General features: G+C 46.6%; 16 protein-coding genes. 10 read left to right on the top strand and 6 right to left on the bottom strand.

The window, feature by feature from the left end; translation table 11 throughout:
- The first annotated feature begins 58 nt into the window (after nucleotides 1–58).
- Nucleotides 59–256: a hypothetical protein gene (locus tag H8709_RS10585; RefSeq protein ID WP_002592708.1), complete on the top strand. Its 198-nt coding sequence runs from the start codon at nucleotides 59–61 to the stop codon at nucleotides 254–256.
- A gap of 274 nt (nucleotides 257–530) precedes the next feature.
- A complete protein-coding gene (locus H8709_RS10580; protein WP_262398342.1) occupies nucleotides 531–902 on the top strand; it encodes a TnpV protein in 372 nt (123 codons plus the stop codon).
- A 44-nt stretch (nucleotides 903–946) separates the two neighbouring features.
- Here H8709_RS10580 and H8709_RS10575 read toward each other — a convergent pair whose 3' ends face one another.
- The 3 genes from H8709_RS10575 to H8709_RS10565 all read right to left on the bottom strand — a co-directional run bounded on the left by H8709_RS10575 (nucleotide 947) and on the right by H8709_RS10565 (nucleotide 4,350).
- On the bottom strand, nucleotides 947–2,404 hold the full coding sequence (locus H8709_RS10575; protein WP_262398341.1) for an ATP-binding protein: 1,458 nt from the start codon (nucleotides 2,402–2,404) through the stop codon (nucleotides 947–949).
- 19 nt (nucleotides 2,405–2,423) lie between these two features.
- Nucleotides 2,424–3,326 (bottom strand): hypothetical protein, encoded by a 903-nt coding sequence (locus H8709_RS10570; RefSeq protein ID WP_262398340.1) that lies wholly within the window; start codon nucleotides 3,324–3,326, stop codon nucleotides 2,424–2,426.
- A 73-nt stretch (nucleotides 3,327–3,399) separates the two neighbouring features.
- Nucleotides 3,400–4,350, bottom strand: a complete 951-nt coding sequence (locus H8709_RS10565; RefSeq protein WP_262398339.1) for a hypothetical protein — start codon at nucleotides 4,348–4,350, stop codon at nucleotides 3,400–3,402.
- A 157-nt stretch (nucleotides 4,351–4,507) separates the two neighbouring features.
- Between H8709_RS10565 and H8709_RS10560 the strand changes: the two genes are divergently transcribed.
- The 8 genes from H8709_RS10560 to mobQ all read left to right on the top strand — a co-directional run bounded on the left by H8709_RS10560 (nucleotide 4,508) and on the right by mobQ (nucleotide 11,682).
- Entirely contained in the window at nucleotides 4,508–4,870 is a 363-nt protein-coding gene (locus H8709_RS10560) for a cysteine-rich VLP domain-containing protein (protein ID WP_262398338.1), read from the top strand.
- A 188-nt stretch (nucleotides 4,871–5,058) separates the two neighbouring features.
- Nucleotides 5,059–5,271, top strand: coding sequence for a transposon-encoded TnpW family protein (locus tag H8709_RS10555; RefSeq protein WP_262398337.1), 213 nt, complete (start codon nucleotides 5,059–5,061; stop codon nucleotides 5,269–5,271).
- Nucleotides 5,272–5,273: 2 nt separating this feature from the next.
- Entirely contained in the window at nucleotides 5,274–7,328 is a 2,055-nt protein-coding gene (locus H8709_RS10550) for a DUF4368 domain-containing protein (RefSeq protein WP_262398336.1), read from the top strand.
- Nucleotides 7,329–7,902: 574 nt separating this feature from the next.
- Nucleotides 7,903–8,862: a ParM/StbA family protein gene (locus H8709_RS10545; protein WP_392391683.1), complete on the top strand. Its 960-nt coding sequence runs from the start codon at nucleotides 7,903–7,905 to the stop codon at nucleotides 8,860–8,862.
- On the top strand, nucleotides 8,859–9,215 hold the full coding sequence (locus H8709_RS10540; RefSeq protein WP_262398334.1) for a hypothetical protein: 357 nt from the start codon (nucleotides 8,859–8,861) through the stop codon (nucleotides 9,213–9,215). The genes H8709_RS10545 and H8709_RS10540 overlap by 4 nt, the downstream gene beginning before the upstream one ends.
- Before the next feature lie 179 nt (nucleotides 9,216–9,394).
- Nucleotides 9,395–9,598, top strand: coding sequence for a DUF3847 domain-containing protein (locus tag H8709_RS10535; protein ID WP_262398364.1), 204 nt, complete (start codon nucleotides 9,395–9,397; stop codon nucleotides 9,596–9,598).
- Nucleotides 9,576–10,058 carry a hypothetical protein gene (locus H8709_RS10530; protein ID WP_262398333.1) on the top strand — a complete coding sequence of 161 codons (483 nt, stop codon included), beginning with the start codon at nucleotides 9,576–9,578 and terminating at the stop codon, nucleotides 10,056–10,058. The genes H8709_RS10535 and H8709_RS10530 overlap by 23 nt, the downstream gene beginning before the upstream one ends.
- Nucleotides 9,970–11,682: a MobQ family relaxase gene (gene mobQ / locus H8709_RS10525; protein WP_262398332.1), complete on the top strand. Its 1,713-nt coding sequence runs from the start codon at nucleotides 9,970–9,972 to the stop codon at nucleotides 11,680–11,682. Before H8709_RS10530 ends, mobQ begins: the two co-directional genes overlap by 89 nt.
- Before the next feature lie 69 nt (nucleotides 11,683–11,751).
- Here mobQ and H8709_RS10520 read toward each other — a convergent pair whose 3' ends face one another.
- The 3 genes from H8709_RS10520 to H8709_RS10510 form a co-directional block, all read right to left on the bottom strand.
- Nucleotides 11,752–12,612, bottom strand: coding sequence for a diacylglycerol/lipid kinase family protein (locus H8709_RS10520; RefSeq protein WP_262398331.1), 861 nt, complete (start codon nucleotides 12,610–12,612; stop codon nucleotides 11,752–11,754).
- 9 nt (nucleotides 12,613–12,621) lie between these two features.
- A complete protein-coding gene (locus H8709_RS10515; RefSeq protein ID WP_262398330.1) occupies nucleotides 12,622–13,785 on the bottom strand; it encodes an AI-2E family transporter in 1,164 nt (387 codons plus the stop codon).
- Nucleotides 13,786–13,797: 12 nt separating this feature from the next.
- The coding region (locus tag H8709_RS10510) for a phospholipase D-like domain-containing protein (RefSeq protein ID WP_262398329.1) at nucleotides 13,798–14,394 on the bottom strand (597 nt) is incomplete at its 5' end.

Genomic DNA, 14,394 nt, shown 5'->3' with positions numbered 1-14,394 from the left:
GGACTTCGTTGCCGACACCCTCTGTCTGGCTATTTTCATGTATGGAGGATAACTGCCTATGGCAAAAAACAAAACAGAGATTCATGTGACCACTGTATTTGACGGGGAGCTTGACGCCACTGATGTGTTCGTCAGCCTGATTTCCCAGAAATACGGAAAGACAAATGCAAAAGAATATCTTGCTAAAAAGAAAGATATAGGCTATAATGAAGATGAGGTTCAAAAGAGCCAGATACCGTCTGGATTGTGTGGGTAAATGGCTATGATGAACGAAATGGAATACAGAACAATCGGTTCGGCACTTGCCGGGGGTTATCGTGCGGCGGTCTATTGCAGGCTGTCAAAGGACGATGACCTGCAAGGCGAAAGTGCCAGTATCGCAAACCAAGAGTTAATATGTAAAGGGTGGTTTCTGCCACCTAATACATATGACTGCGGCTCATTTGTGGTGAATTGAAAAGCAGTTGTAGGAAAGGAGTTAAAAAGTCCGTATAACCGCTTGAAATCACACAGAAAGGAGCTTTTTGCCTATGAAATCGTTATTTGAGGAAATGGGCGGCACTTACCGCAAAGAGGACGATTATTATATCCCCAATCTTGAACTTCCACCTATGCCGGACTATCAGCTCAGCAAATATGGCCGTATGCGCCGCAACTATCTGAAAGAGCATCGTCCTGTCCTCTATACTAATCTCGTGATAGAGGGTACGCTGTTCGAGGACTTGATTGATGTGGACAAGCGCTGCAACGAGCGTATGGAATATCTCTGTACTGCTATGGCGAAGCAGGAGGGTGTGACCGAAGCGCTGAAAGCAACCGACCAAATGGAATGGGTACGTCGCAAAAACAGCATCCATAACCGAGCAGAGGAAATTGTGCTGTCCGAAATTGTATATGTATGATGAATGCCCGTTATCGGCTGTATGGCTGATAACGGGCATAATCTTTACTCTTTTGGTGCTACAAACTTATATTTGCCCTTTCCGAAGCCGCTGACAGGCTCAATCAACTCAGCATTTTTCAGTTTGTTGATGAGATTACCGGCAGCAGTAACAGAATCATTTGTAATAGCCGCAACATCAGAACGGCCAAAAACTCCATCAATGCCCATATTCGCAAAGACCGCTTTGGCTTTATCAATCGTAGCCTGGGTTGCGTTTAGCTTGCCAATCGCAACCTCAATCGCAACATGATCGGAGGTAATCGCAATGTTTTCGTCCTCAATCGTAACCTTAGCTGCGCTTACGGATGTTCCATAGTTCAAGTTATACAGTGTAACTTGGAATGAGCTGGCATCGGAATAAAACTTCGGCTCCAATTCATCACGGTAATTATGGGCTGCGTAATAGGTTTCTGTGATTTTCTTAAATCCGCTGCCTTTGCGCTCCATGTATCCCAAACGACCAAAAATATCTGCAAGGACGGGGTTGCGTCGTGTGGAGGAAACATTGGAAATATCTCTTTCCTGTATTCTCGTTCCATCTGCCATACCACCGGGCGAATGGATTGTAAGGCGATCATCGTAAATATCAATGTGAACTTCGCTGCCAAGAACCGTATAATCACGATGAATCAGCGCATTGACAAGGGCTTCAAAAACGCTTCGTTCACAGTAATCGGGCATTTCAATGCGAGAATTGGCAGTTTTCTTCCATCTGGTTTTCATGTTCCTTTTTACAAAGCCGACACCCTCATTGAGCAGAATAATCAAGCTGCCGGAATATTCTGCACTATCAAGGGCATCCACCATACCGCCGCTTTTATCAAGTCCGTTCCAACGGGTGCAGAACAAACGGGAATGGCGAACTGGAGATTGGTCTGCCAATAATGCGCCCGCATTGGTCAGTCTGCCGTTTGTATCACGCATTTCAAAGGATTCAAACAGCTTGTCTTCCATACTGTTGCCAGTCCAGGTCTTATACTGTTCACGCATCTTGGAAAACGCATAATCCTTGAAATCGTATTCCGAAATCAGTGCATCATAGGTACGGTTCATTCCTTTAAGCAGCAGTTGATTCAGCACATAATTGGGGGCGATCACACTTTCGTTGCCCATGCGGATATATGCTTCCATCACGCCGTCTGCCTTATAATAGTAAGGTGTTGCACGACCGGGAGATACCGTAAGCACCAACAAATCCTTTCCGTTTTCCCTTTCGGGTACGAGAATAAAATCCGGGAAAGGGGTAATACGCTCTTTGATCAAGCGGCTGATAGCTTCCGCATCGGCCTGAACATCCTCCAAGCCGATAATTTCTCTATCGTCCCGAATACCGAAGAACAGAGTGCCACCGACACCATTTGCAAAGGCACTGACACTTTTGAGCCAGCTTTTCGGCTTCTTTGTTTCCAAAGCAACCTTAAAATCACATTCGGTCGCTTCAGCGATCCATCTGTTTATCATAAATTCCTATCCCTTCCTATCATTCCTTCTTATCCTTCGCTCTGCTCTTGTAAACATTATACTTATTTTTACACTGCGGGCTACAGAAAATTGCGCTCGGCCTGCTTGCTACAAATATCTCAGAACAATGCCTACAGACACGCAGCGGCTTGTCCTGGTCTGTCAGCATAAAACTGAACATCATCTGCACCCCAAGCATCAGCGAATGGAAATCCCATACAATTGTCGGCTTATCAAGCAGGCGAATCGTATATGTTGGCGCAATGCCGCCAAAGGCTTCCATGCCCTCCTGCATCAGTCTCTTTTGGTCAGAAGTCAGATAATCATAATCTTCATAGTAGAGCATCGCTGTCAGATAGGTAAAAGCAATATCTTCAAATTGCTGCTGCATCCATTCATATCGTTCCGCATATTCTCTCTGGAAACTCATATTGACTGCCGTAGGCTTGTCGCTCATGGTCATAGCAAGCGCCAACATAACATGGTCATTGTGTACTGTCCACATGGATTCAACGCCACGCTTGACCACATCGGGCTTATCAAACGGGAAGAACAAATTTAGGTAATCCATTGTGGACATGGATTCTTCACGGATAAAATGATTCTTTGGCAGATATACCGCTTCATAGTCCATAAAGTTTGGCGTAGTAGGCAGGGCGGTCATAAGACCAAGCAGACCGTATTTTAACGCAAACTGCTGAATTGCCTTTTGGATTTCCTTATCGGATTTCTTTCCGCCTTTCATACGCCCGATATTGATGGCATCCAGAACGATATTCTGATACTCGCTCAACGGATCATAAATGCTCGGTTGTGCTTTTTCTGCCGGAGTCAGATATAATGTTCCGTCCTCCGCTTCTTTCCATTCATATTCACTGTATCGCACCCAGTTGGAACTGGTGCGTTCAAACAGGCTTCTCATATTCAAAACCTCCACTATGTATCGTAACCCATATAATTCACATTTATATTACTATTATACTTGCTTTTGCGATTTATTCAATAGATACGCCATTTTCTATCAGAAAATCCTTTTCAAGCAAGGTCAAGGGCTGTTTTGCCTGCACTTTTTCTGTAAGTGCTGCAAGCAGCTTTTTTCTTATCTTTTTCAGCATAGTGTTTCGCACCTTGCGGATATTGCGGTCACTCTGCCCTTTAATGGTTGCAATCCTTGTGGAACTGTACTGCCGCAGCGCCCACAGGAACAACAGGAACTTGTGATCCTCGTTTAGTTCTCGCAAGATATTTGACACATCCTCATCGGTTACAAGTTCATGTATGTCATAAGGGCAATAAAAGATGGAATCTATAAATTCGCCCTTTCGCTCCAGCTTTGAAAGCACATCATTTAAGGTATCGGGGAAATACAGGCCGTCCGCTGCTGCACCGTAATCAAGGGGAACATCGTCACCGCTTCGGTACAATTCGTGATAACGCTCCTTGCGCTGACGGTTGGCATCCAGCCTGTCATACCAAGCAACAAGATTTTCATAATCCCTCAGAGTACGGGCAGAGTCCTCCAGGCGTTTTAATGCCTGCGCTCGAAGCTCACGCTTCAGCAGCTTGCGTCCCGGCGGTTCTTCCCCGGTATCGTCATCGTCATCTTCAATGGGATTTACAGCGGCATCGGCTTCGATTTCATCAATGAGCCGCAGCTCCTTTGCAAGAGAGCGCTGTGTTTTATTATATTCCTCTGTCTCTGCTTCATCTGTATCCATATCGGCAAAGACAGTCTTTTCTTTTCGTTTCCTTCGCTTCTTTTGGGGAGGCTCGTCCAAATCCTCGTCAGCTTCGGTGGAATCTTCGTCATCGTTCCAAAGGGCGTTTTCATCTTCGTCCTCGTCATCGATTATGTAATCATAATCATCCGTATCGTATCCATCTTCATATCCGGTATCTTCTTCATAAAGATCGTCGTTGTCATACCTTCTGGGATCGTTGTTCACAGCCGAAACCTCCCTTCAAAAATATTTTTGAAATTTTCTTCATTTCTGCGAAAAATGGTTCCGCTAAACACCCAGTATTTCTCCTATTAGTGAGGGAGTAATATAATTTGTCTGTCTTTATATTACTACCGACACTAAAGAAAGGAGGAATCTGCCTATGAGCAAAACCAACCGTGAGCTGACCGCACGGGAGAAACAGCGTGTAAAGAAGCTGATTGTTTCCAAATGCGCCAACTACGACAAGGAGTACGGCTGCCTGCCACTTGACTGCGAGTGTCCTATGTTTGGTATCTGTTACACCAACAGCGCCCTGTGCAGACGCTTTCGCAATGCGCTGCTGCCTACAGCACCGGAGCTGCAAGCCGTATTCGAGCCGCAACCGCTGGCGGTCTGCAAAGAATGCGGAAAGCACTTCTCGGCACAGGGCAAACGAGTATATTGCTCGGACAAATGTGCCAGGGATGCCCGCCGCAGACAAACCGCAGCCAGAGTGCGTAAGCACAGGGAAAACAAGAAATAAGACACTATGTAACCGTTTTGCCCTCGAAAAGCCTTGTGCCGCAAGGCTTTTTTGAGGGCATTTCTGCTTGGGTAAGGTATTTATACCAAAACGCTGTTTTTAACCCCGCAAATGGTTACACTCGCCCGGAACTAAAACTATTATACTCGGAAACTATGAATTTTTCAATCTATGGAGGAAATTTGCCTATGGTAAAAAACGAAAACAAGAACTTTGCTTATACCACACACCGTATCGGCGGCACCACCTACAAGGTCAAGGTCGTGTTCAACGAAGGGGCCACCGAAACAATGGAAGATAAAATTTTGCGAATTATTCGTAATGAAGTGATAGATTCTGGCGGATATTGTGGTATAATGGATGCACCACAAATGAGCCGTCAGTCTGAAAGGAGCGCCTAATTATGGCAGCATTACAGACTGAAAGCAAGATTACGGCATTGTACGAGAGATTATCCCGTGACGATGACCAGATTGGCGATAGCAATTCTATCGTGAATCAGAAAAAGTACCTCGAAAGCTATGCCCAGCAGAGAGGTTACACCAATATCCAGCACTACACCGATGACGGTTGGAGTGGAGGAAATTTTGAAAGACCTGCGTGGAAACAGTTGATTGCAGATATTGAAGCCGGGAAGGTTGCCCATGTGCTGGTAAAGGACATGAGCAGAATCGGCAGAGATTATTTGCAGACTGGCTTTTACACCGAGGTCATGTTCCGACAGCATGGCGTTCACTTTGTGGCGATTGCCAACAGTGTGGACAGCGACGATCAGAACAGCAATGAGTTTGCGCCGTTTCTCAATATCATGAACGAATGGTATTTGCGAGATTTGAGCCGCAAGCAGAAAACAGCCATTCGTGTCAAGGGCGAGTCCGGTAAGCCGACCACCAATGCCGCTATCTATGGCTACAAGAAAATGCCGGGAGATAAATACACCTGGCACATTGATGAAGAAGCGGCGGCAGTTGTCCGCAGGATCTTCCGCTTAACCCTTGAGGGTAAAGGCCCCTATGATATTGCCCGCATTTTATATGAGGACAAGGTGGAAACCCCGGCTGTGTATTTCGGTAAGCAGAACAAGGGCGTATGGAAAAGCAAAGAGGAATTTCCCAACCCTTATAACTGGAGTGGCTTTGTTGTCGGTCAGATCCTTGCCAAGCCCGAATATATGGGGCATACGGTAAACTTCCGTTCTCACAAGCAGTCCTATAAAGATAAAAGCGCTGTTATGAATCCTAAAGAGGACTGGTTGATTTTTGAGAACACCCACGAAGCTATCGTGGACAAGGAAACTTGGGAGCTGGCACAACAGCTTCGCAAGACACCAAGACGCCATGATACCATTGGCGAAGCAAACCCGCTGACGGGACTTCTGTTCTGTGCGGACTGCGGCGCAAAGATGTATAATCAGCGCACACGAGGGTCTGACAGCAAGCCTTATCCGTCGGATGCTTATGAGTGTTCCACTTATAAGCTGGCAGGACAGAAACGCTCTGCAGCCTGCTGCAACCATCATATTTCCACCAAGGCGCTGCGAGAGCTGATTTTGAACACCATCCGCACGGTCAGCACCTATGCCATTTCCAATCAAGAGGAATTTGCCGCAAAGGTGCGAGCCGCATCGCAGATCAGACAAAAGGAAGCTGCAAAGGACACTAAGCGCAAACTGAATAAAGACCGTAAGCGCATTACTGAGCTTGATAATATCATTAAAAAGCTCTATGAATCCTTTGCCACCGGACGCATCAACGATGAGCGCTTTGACAGTCTGCTTGCTGATTATGAAGCCGAGCAGAAAGAATTGCAGGCATCGGTAAAGGCCGCCGAGGAACATCTTTCTTCCTTTGAAGAAGATACCGCCCGTGTGGAGCAGTTTATGGAGCTTGCCAAGCGCTACACCGACTTTTCCGAGCTGACTACAATGATGATAAATGAATTTATCGACAAAATCCTTGTTCACGCTCCCGAAAAGGTGGACGGCGACCGAGTGCAAGAGGTAGAAATCTACTTGAAGTTCATTGGACACTTTGAGCTTCCTGCACCGGAGCTGACCGAGGAAGAAATCAAGCGACAGGAACAGCTCAAGCGCCATCGCATTAGGAGCCGTGAGCGTTATCAGATGATGAAAGCCGGCGAACACAAAGTTGGCCAGCCCTTCAAGCTGATTTGTAAATGCTGCGGTAAGGAATTTGAATCCAGAAGTTCCGCTACGATGTATTGCAGTAAGAACTGCCGTGCAAAGTTCTACCGACAGGAAACGGCAAAGGAGCGTAGCCGTGAGATTGTTTGCGAGAACTGCGGTAAGACCTTTACCACAACAAGGTCGGATGTGAAATATTGCTGTGATGAGTGCCGATATGCGGCGCAGATCAAGCGGCAGGGCGAACGAAAGAAAGCCTTGCGTGAGACAGCGTATGAATCAGCATTACCGGATAAAGAACAGAAAACAGCATAAAGCTATAGAACACCTCAAGTTCCCAAATTGGTAACTTGAGGTGTTTTTTTCTGCGCCTTCAGTGGCAAAGTGCCAACTTGGCACTTTGGCGTGTTGTATTTCAAGTTCCCAATCTGGGAACTTGATTTCTGTGAAAACTGCCGTTGATTTGGCAAGTCCCCAAAGTGGGAACTTGCCAAAATCTATGTTATATTCCTGTTGTGGTAGGTTGCCGTTTTGGAAACCTACCACGCAATGCTCCTGGCCATAAAATCAAGTGGCCATTTTGACCACTTGATTTTCCTTGAAATGAAAGTTGTCAATTCGGCAATTTTCACTTTTGTGGCTGAATATCCATCCGCCTGCGGCTTATGAGTAATCATAGGTCGCTTATTTATTGCCCGAAACTGAAAGTTCCCAATTTGGGAACTTTCACTCAGACCTGTATCAAGTGGTGGTGGTCAAAATGACCACCACCAAAAAACTGATCGCAGATGGCAAGTGGACATTTTGTCCACTTGCCAAAAACGCCTAAAGTGGTAAGTGGACAAAATGTCCACTTACCAAAACCATCCATTATTTTTGTATCGCCGCTATGCGGCAGAAAGGAACCAATATGAATTTTATGAACAACACAACCACCAATCCCATTATCATTGGCATTGATCACGGCTACGGCAATATCAAAACTGCCCACTGCTGTTTCAAGACGGGCGTTGCTGCCTATGACAAAGAGCCGATCTTTAAGAGCAATCTGCTTGTCTACGAGGGCAGATATTATCTCATCGGAGAGGAACACAAGGAATTTATCTCCGACAAGATGACGGACAGCGACTATTATATTCTGACCCTTGCTGCAATCGCCAGAGAACTGAATATCCGCAAGCTGACCTCTGCCCGTGTCCACATTGCCGCTGGACTGCCGCTGACTTGGGTATCCGAGCAGAAAGACAGCTTCAAGGCATATCTGCTTCAGAATGACAGCGCCGACTTCACTTTCCGTGGTATGGATTACCATGTGGAATTTGTCGGCGCTGATATTTTTCCGCAGGGCTTTTCTGCGGTTGCTGATAAGCTCCGTGAGTTCAAGGGTATCAATATGCTCTGCGATATTGGCAACGGCACGATGAACGTCATGTATATCAACGAGTGCCGCCCTCTTGCGAAAAAGTGCTTTACCGAGAAGTACGGCACCAACCAGTGTATGCTTGCGGTGCGTGAAAATCTGATGAAGCAGTTTGGCGTATCCGTCGATGAAACTGTCCTTGACCGTGTGATCCGTCATGGCACGGCAGACATCAGCGAACGCTATCTGACCGCTATCCGTGATACTGCAACAGAGTACGCAGAAGGCATCTTCCGCAGACTGCGTGAACACGAATACGAGCCCGAACTGATGCGCCTGTATGTGGTAGGAGGTGGAAACTGTATTCTCAAAAACTTCGGCACCTATGACAAAGACCGAGTGACCATCAATGATGATATTTGCGCTACCGCAAAGGGATACGAACTGCTTGCCGAGCAGAAGCTCCACAGAAAAGGCGGCATCGTATGAAGCAGATCTACACGACCACCCTACGCTTAAATCTTACAGACGAGGATGACCGCAGGGCTTATGAACATTTACAGCAGATGGACAAAAAGAAATATCGCTCTTACAGCAAGGCGATTGTTGCCGCCATCAATGACCACTTTGACCGTCAGAACCGCCTTGCTTCAGACCCGTATCTGGAAACCCGTGAAAAAGAGGATGCTTTTCTTCAGCGGGTTATGGAAGTGATCGGACAGGGCTTGCGTTCAGTCCCGGCCCCGGTACTGCAATTTGCACAGTCTGTACCGCAAATATCCGCACCGGAGCCGGATGATGAAGAACTTTCGGCGGCATTGGACTTTGCGGACAGCTTCTGATATTACGATTGCCCTCGATTGGTATTACTGCAATACCATCGGGGGCATTTTTACTACCATGAGAAATTTATCACAGATTCAATGAAAATCGTGATACCAAGTGGACGGATATTTGGTATCTGTCTGCTATCAAACGAACCTATTTTTACTATCACAGGAGGATTTTTATGGCTAAAGATATGACCCAAGACGAAAAAAGACTGTTACAGGAGCGCCACCGATTGGAACAGGCAGAGAATCGTAACCGTGTTGCTGAGCGAAAAGCACGAACCAGACGATTGATCCAGGAGGGTGCGATACTGGAAAAAGCCTTGCCGCAGGCTTCTACCATGAACCTTGAAGAACTGGAGGACTTTTTATATGGGATTTTACGAAAGAATTGATACGAGGGGCGCTTGGGAAACCGGGCGTCCCGTTTCTTTTGTCCCGAAGGGCGCACTTACTCACCACCCCAAAGGGGCGGTGGTATTGCCTGCGGCAACCGTGCGCTCTGCGAGGCGGATGCGGCTCCTGCGGGAGCCTTATGTCCAATGCCACATCACGGCTGTGCTGCTGTCATTGGCCACGCAGTTGGTGGCCGGTGTTGCCACCTATACAAAATACCGTCGCTTCAACCGACGGTATTCCACCAACTGCCCGCACAAACCTGCCACTGGCAGCTTTGTTTGCGGTTATGACCCTAACTTGAAGTTAGGGTCATTTTCTTTTTGCGAAAAAGAAACAAAAACAAGGGATGAAAGGACGGTGAGAACGAATGGCGATTTACCACTTGGAAGCAAAGGTGGTCAGCCGAGGTACAGGGCGATCTGCGGTGGCAGCTTCCGCTTATCTGAGCTGCACTAATATTCTCAATGACTACGATGGCGTAAGACATGATTTTACACGCAAGAAAGGACTTGTATGGCGGGAGGTATTCCTGCCGGAGTATGCTCCGCCGGAATGGAAAGACCGAGGTGTACTATGGAATGCCGTGGAAGAAAACGAAAAGACCAGGGACAGCCGCCTTGCCCGTGAGTTCGTCCCTGCGCTGCCTATTGAGCTGACACCGGAACAATGGCAGGAGCTTTTAACTGATTTCATTCAGAACAGCTTTGTTGCCGATGGGATGTGCGCCGATGTTGCGATCCACGATCCGCATCCACCAGGGCATAATCCCCACGCCCATATTATGCTGACGGTGCGCCCACTGGATGAACAAGGACGCTGGCAGTACAAGACCGAGAAAGAATATCTCTGCGTCAAGGGCGGCGAGGAACGGGGCTTTACCGCCGCCGAGTTCAAAGCGGCACAAGCTGATGGATGGGAAAAGCAATACCCCTACAAGGTCGGCAAAAAGAAGGTGTATATGCCGCCATCCGAAGCTGAAAAGCACGGATATGAACGAGCCAACAAGCACCCGAAAAGCACCAAGTTCGGCAGGCAGAATCCCATTGCCGAGCGTTGGAATAGCGAGGAACAGCTTATAGAGTGGCGCAAAGCGTGGGCAGACGTGACCAACCGCTATTTGGAGAGATACGGACACGATGAGCGTATTGACCACCGCAGTCATGCCGAGCGAGGTTTAACTGAGCAACCTACCATTCATGAGGGTGTGGTTGCCCGTGCGCTGGAAGCCAAGGGCATTATCTCTGACCGCTGTGAACTGAACAGGCAGATCAAGGCGGACAATGCTTTGCTGCGAGAACTGAAAGCATCTGTCAAGAAGCTGATAGACGCAGTAAAAAACACCGTCCCTGCCCTTGCGGAAGCTATGGAATCCCTGCGTGCAAAGATGATTATTTTCTGCTATCAGCTTGGGCATATCCGCAAAGGCAAAAACAGTATGTCTAAATATGTGGATACCGCAGATCCTATTCTGGAACGCTATGACGAACTGAAACAGGAAATCAAGGAAAAGAGTAGCCAGCAGAAATCTTTGCGCTCTGAAAAGAAAGACACTTCTGTTTTCAATGTCAAAAAGCAGCTGGAGCTTTCTCAGCGCATTACGGAGTTGACCGAAGATTTGGAGGAACTGCGTTCCGAACGAACCATGCTCCTGAATCAACTGAACTGCGCTGACGATAAGGAAGTAAAGAAAGTAAAAACCAGCGTATCCAACATGAGAGATTCGCTGAAAAATCTGGAAGGCAAAGAGGCACAGTTCGCCGCAGAATTGGATGCGGCGCAAAAAGAATTTGCCGCATTGCAGGCGCAAGCAACTGACTTCGATCCCATCGAGCTTTATGATACACGACAGGCTATCCGCCCGGAAAAGGAACAGGATGCCGTTCGCAAGTTGCAGGAACACTATGCCGATAAGTACAGCCACATGACCATGGTTGACGGCAAGCGTGAAGTTTCCCTTATTCTGGATGAATACGCCGAGGGACAGGAAATTCAGCAAATGAAATGGGAGCAGCAGCGCAGGCTTCGGCAAGAACGCAGCCAGACCCAGTCCAAGAAAAAACGGGACGATTGGGAGCGCTGAACATTGCGTCTCTGTGGTATTTAAAACACCAGCCACAACCTATTATCACGGGTTGTGGCTGGTGTTTTTTTAGTATAAGTGTGTTCTTGCAACATAAGTCATTACATCCAGTACAGTTTCTCCATCAATCTGTAGTGGAGTAGGTCTGTCAAATTCTACTCTAATCTCATAGCCTGTAAGGATATCCACCTGTTTTTTGTGCTTTACATGAGTCCCATTGAAAATGCCGGGGAATATACAAAGCGTCCTTAACCGACCTGCACCATGAAAAACCATCAACGACAACGTTCGTTCCTCTGATAGTCTATTCTGTTCCGGAGCTGCCATCATGCCGCCGCCATAATATCTTCCGTTCAGCGTCGGTGCGATCCACACTTTATGATAAGTATGTTCAACTCCGTCCACTGTTATTTTGGCGTTTCTCGGATTGAATTTCCCCAGTAATCCTTTGACAGCAATCAAAGTATAATTTACCTTTTTATCTGGCTGCTTGCGAAGCTCATCCCCAACTTGACAACAGTAACCATCAATTCCGAAACCAACAGCATTGAGAAATCGATATGTTTTCCCTTTGACTTCCACCGTCGGCAGATGTGTTATAAATTCGTTGATTGGAAAAGGATTTGTGTATGCTGTTCTTCGTAAGTCGCAGGCAAAGTCGTTCCCAGTTCCGGTTGGAAAGTACAGTATTTCTTGTTGAATGGAAATATCGGCTGTACCATTGACGAAACGATTCAGTGTTCCGTCACCGCCTGCAAGAATCAAATAATCATCTGGCTCCAAAACGTTGATAAAAACGGGATAGCTCTTTATGCGTGTAATATCTACATATGTAACATCATCATCAATATAGACTTCGAGGTTCCTCGCATTTTCAAGGCAATCACCATTGCCGGATAACGGGTTGTAAAGGATATATGCTGTAGCCATTTGAGTTCCTCATTTCTCTGTAGTGGATGCCTGCTTTTGCACAGCTTCTCGTTTGTCCGTTGCTTCTTTCAAAAGCGCATATGCTGATGCCGCTGCCGGTACACCAAGCAACATACCAATAGGGCCGCCCAAATTACCTCCTACGGTGATAGCGGCCAGAACCCACATAGCGGGGAGATTGATTTTTGCCCCTACCACCTTCGGATAAATGGCGTTGCCTTCAATCTGCTGCAATGTCAAAAGAAAAATAACAAACACCAGTGCCTTAAAGGGATTAACTGTCAGGATCATAAATGCACCGATAAGCGTTGCGATCCATGCGCCTACATAGGGGATCAATGCAGTCACGCCCACAAGCGCACCGATCATCGGCGCATATGGGATTCTTAATATCAGCATACCTATGGCGCAAAGTGTGCCGAGGATGATTGCTTCTGTTGTCTGCCCAGCCACAAATAGTTTGAAATTTCTGCCGCAGACAGAAGCTACATGAATACTCCACTCGCCAAATTTCTTTGGAAGCCACACACGGATCAGTCGCGAAATCTGTCTTTTCAGTTTCTCCTTATTCGCCAAAATGTATATGGAGAAAACAAGACCGATAATAAAATCAAAGATGGTAGAGGTAATTCCTCCCAATGCACTCGCAGCACCATCTACAACGGTGGTACCAAGCTGCTTGATCCATTCTTCGAGTTTGGTTTTTATTTCAACAAAGTCTATATCGATCTGCGACAGTTGCTCTCCAAATGGCAGCTTGGAATAATCGGCAGTGCTTTCAAAAGCCGCGAGTTGATCCATACCGTTCATAATAGAGGAAATGACGATACCAACAGCATCTACCAACTCAGGGATCACCAAAAATGCAATACCGATAAAAATACCGATCACAAGAGCGAATGAAAGCAGAATGGCCAACGGCCTCCGCATTTTCTTTTTCCTCGGAGTCGGTTTCTTTTGAAACAGGTGCCTTTCAATAAAACCCAGCGGCACATTCAAAAACAGTGCCAAGACGAATCCAATCAGAAGCGGATTCATCAATTCCTTCAACCATGTAACGGCAACAGCTAATTGATTTATATGGCGAATGCCAAGATAAATCAGGATGCAAATTGTAATAATGCTGATAAGCCATTTGGCAAGCTGGTGTCTTTTTTCTGTATTTTCTAACAATTTACTTTCTCCTCACATCAAGGGTGCAAACAGGCGGAGAATATCCTGAAGCAATCGAATTACAATATTTGCGTTGCAATCTTTCTCCGTCACCTGTTGACAAATTTCCAGCGTGTGCAGGAAGTCCTCCTTGACTTCCATCACGGCGTTGCTTTCATAAAGCAATGCACCACATTCAAAATGCAGATATAAACTTCTGAAATCCAGATTTGTCGTACCGACAGTAGCGGTTTTATCGTCTGATACAAAGGTTTTGGAGTGGATAAAGCCTTTGCTGTATTCGTAGATTTTGACCCCGGCTTTTATCAGTTCACGATAATAAGAGCGGGTTGTCATATGTACCAGCAGCTTGTCCCATCGGTGCGGCGTAACGATACGGACATCTACACCGCTTTTTGCTGCCAGACACAATGCAGAAAGAACGCTGTCATCAACAATCAGATAGGGCGTATTGATATACACATATTCTTTTGCGTTGTTTATAATTTGTAGGTAAACGTGTTCGCCCACATTTTCTTCATCCATTGGACTGTCAGCGTATGGCTGAACAAACCCCTTTGCAGTAACAGGGCACTCTTGTTCTTTCCATGGGTAGAAGATTTCGTAGTC

Origin of the sequence: Zongyangia hominis (assembly GCF_014385095.1) — a bacterium.
In the GTDB taxonomy this organism is placed as follows: domain Bacteria; phylum Bacillota; class Clostridia; order Oscillospirales; family Ruminococcaceae; genus Zongyangia; species Zongyangia hominis.
The sequence above is the reverse complement of the archived record's forward strand: the minus strand, read 5'-3'. Positions and strand labels throughout refer to the sequence as shown.